4 protein-coding genes and 1 pseudogene are annotated in these 3,441 nt (G+C 64.2%); 2 read left to right on the forward strand and 3 right to left on the reverse strand.

Annotation, left to right across the window (positions count from 1 at the left end; all coding sequences use genetic code 11):
- Positions 1 to 507: pseudogene (locus RT91_RS21755) on the reverse strand (hypothetical protein); the annotation flags it as partial.
- 96 nt (positions 508 to 603) lie between these two features.
- Here RT91_RS21755 and RT91_RS18940 point away from each other — a divergent pair.
- Positions 604 to 810 carry a response regulator gene (locus RT91_RS18940; protein WP_035189285.1) on the forward strand — a complete coding sequence of 69 codons (207 nt, stop codon included), beginning with the start codon at positions 604 to 606 and terminating at the stop codon, positions 808 to 810.
- 15 nt (positions 811 to 825) lie between these two features.
- On the opposite strand, the gene RT91_RS18945 is transcribed toward RT91_RS18940, so the two are convergent.
- Positions 826 to 1,548: a response regulator gene (locus RT91_RS18945; RefSeq protein ID WP_007423090.1), complete on the reverse strand. Its 723-nt coding sequence runs from the start codon at positions 1,546 to 1,548 to the stop codon at positions 826 to 828.
- 192 nt (positions 1,549 to 1,740) lie between these two features.
- On the opposite strand from RT91_RS18945, the gene RT91_RS18950 reads away from it, so the two are divergent.
- A complete protein-coding gene (locus tag RT91_RS18950; protein WP_007423091.1) occupies positions 1,741 to 2,448 on the forward strand; it encodes a helix-turn-helix domain-containing protein in 708 nt (235 codons plus the stop codon).
- 425 nt (positions 2,449 to 2,873) lie between these two features.
- Here RT91_RS18950 and RT91_RS18955 read toward each other — a convergent pair.
- Positions 2,874 to 3,441, reverse strand: a 568-nt coding sequence (locus RT91_RS18955; RefSeq protein ID WP_152982879.1) for a transposase, incomplete at its 5' end; no start/stop codon positions are given.

A 3,441-nucleotide genomic window follows, 5' to 3' on the forward strand; every position in this document is an offset into this window, starting at 1 on the left:
CAAGGCGAGCAACCGCGGCATCGTCGATTGACCCTGATGATATTGCACCAGCACGAAGCGGCGTAGTTCCGGACCGAAATGGCCTGCGGTTCCTTGAGGCAATGGTGCCAGGATCGTCCGGCCATCCGGCGTTATCCAGCGCTCTCGCAGGTAACGGGTCGCCGTCGCCGAAATCACGAGGTCCTGGACCAGAAAAGGTTCATGACCTTTGAAAACAGCTCCTGGCGGGACCTCAATCCCGATCACCTTTTCTTCGACTTTGACCCGGGGTGAGACCTTGCCCCGAACGGGACGCTTCTCCTGCTTCTGGGGCTTCGGCGGCGCTGTTCCTTTTTCCATGCCACTCGGTTTGATATGCGGGCGACCCTTCAGACCCTTCAGTCGCGCATTCTCTTCGCGCAATTCAGCAACGATCACCTTCAGGCTGGCGATCTCACCGAACAGTTCGACCAGCAGAGCTTCAAGCTCTGCACGGCTCAGCGCGGAAAGGGTGACGGACGGAGGCACATGACCCAAAGACTCCCCTGCGCCGAATCGGTGCAAGGAAAAAATGTACGGTCACCCACATTTTTGCCCCTCTTACATATCGTCCTGGCCGGCGGCATGTCGGGCCTCGATCTCGCCATCGCCGCGCGCGCGGCGCGACCCGAGCTTCCGGTGCTGTTCACCTCCGGCTATGGCGATCCCATCGTGCTGAAGGGCCGCGCCCTGCCCGCCGGGGCGATCTGGCTGCAGAAACCCTATGCCGAGGCCGCCCTCGCGAACGCGCTGGCCGCCCTGCTCAGGCCGGTTCGCGACGAGGGCGTCTGACGCGCCAGGCGCGCTTCACCGCTCCAGCTTGCCGGCGAAGACATAGCCGGCGCCGCGCACCGTCTTGATCAGTTGCGGCTGCCCGGGGTCCTGCTCGATCTTGCGGCGGAGCCGCATGACCTGGGTATCGACCAGCCGGTCGAAGGCCTCGAAATCCCGCCCCTTCAGCAGGTTCAGCAACTGGTCGCGGTCCAGAACCCGCCCTGCGTGCCGCAGGAAGACGGCAAGAAGCTCGAACTCCGCGGTGGTCAGCGGAATGTCCGCCCCGTCCCGCCCGCGCAGGGTCCGGCCGAGCGGATCGAGGGCGTGGCCGTCGAAACGGATCACGGCTTCCGGCGGGTCGGGCTCGGCGGGCTCCGGCGTGCCGCGCCCGGTCATACGCCGCTTGAGGGCGCGGATCCGGGCGAGGACCTCGCGCAGGTGGAAGGGCTTGGCGATGTAATCGTCGGCCCCCGCTTCCAGCCCCGCCACCCGGTCGATGACATCGTCCTTGCCGGTCAGCATGATGATCGGGACATCCGAGCGCGCCCGGATGGCCCGGGCGAGCGCCAGCCCATCCTCGCCGCCGAGCATGAGATCGAGCAGCACCAGCGTGACGTCGCCGCCGAGGAGAGCCGCGTGCGTTCCGGCCTCGCTGTCGGCTTCCCTGGTCCCGTAGCCCTCACCGGCAAGATAGCGGCGCAGCATCGTGCGGATCTGGGGATCATCGTCAACGATCAGAATTGTCCCCGCGTCCACGGCCCTAATCCATCGATGGTCGAAACAGATGAAGGCACTTATTTATATGAACTTGTCATAAAACGCCACACAAAGCCGCGAAATGTCAACAAAGATTGGCTGTTCCGGCATCGGCGTGTTGCAGTGAGCGTTTAGGAGTGACGGCGCTGAGTCTCGAGCCCTATCAACCCTGGACGCATGAGGACCACGCCAATGTTGCATGTCGCTGCCGAGCCGTCTCGGTCCACGATTGCCAACTGGAGTGCCGCCGGTGAGCCGGGCTTTCGCGCAGGTGCGCTGGAGGCCGGCGCCTCGCTGTTCATCGAAGGCGAAACGGTGGACAAGATCTATGATCTCGTGTCCGGCATCGTCCGGCTGTCGAAGATGCTGCCCGACGGGCGCCGGCAGATCCTGGGCTTCCTGTTTCCGGGCGAAATCTTTACGCCGTCCGGCTTCGCCATCAGCCATGGCGGCTGCGCGACATGCTCCGCGGATGCCGTGACCGCGGTCGAGGTCGTGACGCATCGGCTCAGCAGTTTCGATGGGCTGCTGGCCAGCCGGCCCGAACTGACGCGCAGCCTGCTGGCCACAGCCGCGAAGAGCCTTTTCATGGCGCAGCAGCAGATGCTCCTGCTCGGCCGGATGAGCGCGACCGAACGCCTGGTCTGGTTCCTGCTGCGGATGGCCGAACAGCAGGATGTCGAAGCCGGGGAACCGATCCGCCTGCCGATGTCCCGTGTGGATATCGCGGATTACCTCGGGCTGACGATGGAAACCGTCTCCCGCGTCTTCCGCTGGCTGCGCGAGCGCAACATCATCGCCCTCAAGGGGGCGACGGAAATCCGGATCGTCGATCCGGGACGGGCGCGCCAGATCGCCGATTGCGCCTGCAGCGCGACAATGCCGCGCTGCAGGCAATAGGGTGCCCGGATCGGATCAGGATGCTCGCGTTGTCACGACGATGGCGCACCGCGTCCGATCCGGACGGACCGGAAAATGCTCCAGACGAAACAGGTCCCACCATGCATGACCGCTCCCTCCTTGCAGCCGCCGATACCGACGCCGCGACGTCTCCGCCGGGCGGGCGCGGCCTTGTCGGGCGCCGGAGGGCACGCGGGGCCTGGGAGATCCGGATTTCACCAGTCATGAGTTCCCGCTTCATGCCGGAGCGGTGGCTTTCTTTTCAGAATTTCAGGATCGAGCGAAAAATTTCCTGAATTTCCAATAAAAACCGATAATTGTTCAATATTACAGAAGTCGACAGGCTTTCGGCCGGCCCACATCTTGTGTTTCGCGACGCCGCCGGCCCCAGATCGTCTCCCGCCCAATGTTTTACTTGTATCTGCTCAACCCGGTAGGGGGGCGATGGGCAGTGATGCTCCGGTGACGGCGTTTTTGATAGCGGTGTAGGCATCAAGGCCGTGCCGCGCGGCGGTCCCGACGACGGATCGGACGTTGGCGAAGAAATCGGCGCCCCAGTTGGATCGGAACCCTCCGGTGACCTTGCGATATGTCGCGGTAGGCCGGAGTTCGCGCTCGGAGCCGTTGTTGTCCGCGGCGATATCCGGGTGGTCGAGGAAGGTGAAGAGATGATCACGAACCTTGCCGTATCGTCGGCGCAATCGTCTGCCGTGGTGGTTGATCGGGGCGAGCGCCATGACGGCGTCGAGATCATGGTCGAGGCGCCGCCGCCAGGCGCGTCTTGTAGCGTCCGCGAGCGTGCGATGGCGCCGCGCCAGCACGACGGCGCGGAGCAGCAGGGCCTTCATTCTGGGTGCGAAGATCGTATCACCCGCCTCGATCGCGAATTTGCAGTCCCGGAGTTGGTGGGCGAGGCAAATCTGCCAGTCATCGGCATGACCCGCGCGTGGGCGCCATAGAGATCGGAGATCCAGATAGCGGGGCGATGGCCGT

It is taken from the genome of Acidiphilium sp. JA12-A1, from assembly GCF_000724705.2.
Lineage (GTDB): Bacteria > Pseudomonadota > Alphaproteobacteria > Acetobacterales > Acetobacteraceae > Acidiphilium > Acidiphilium multivorum.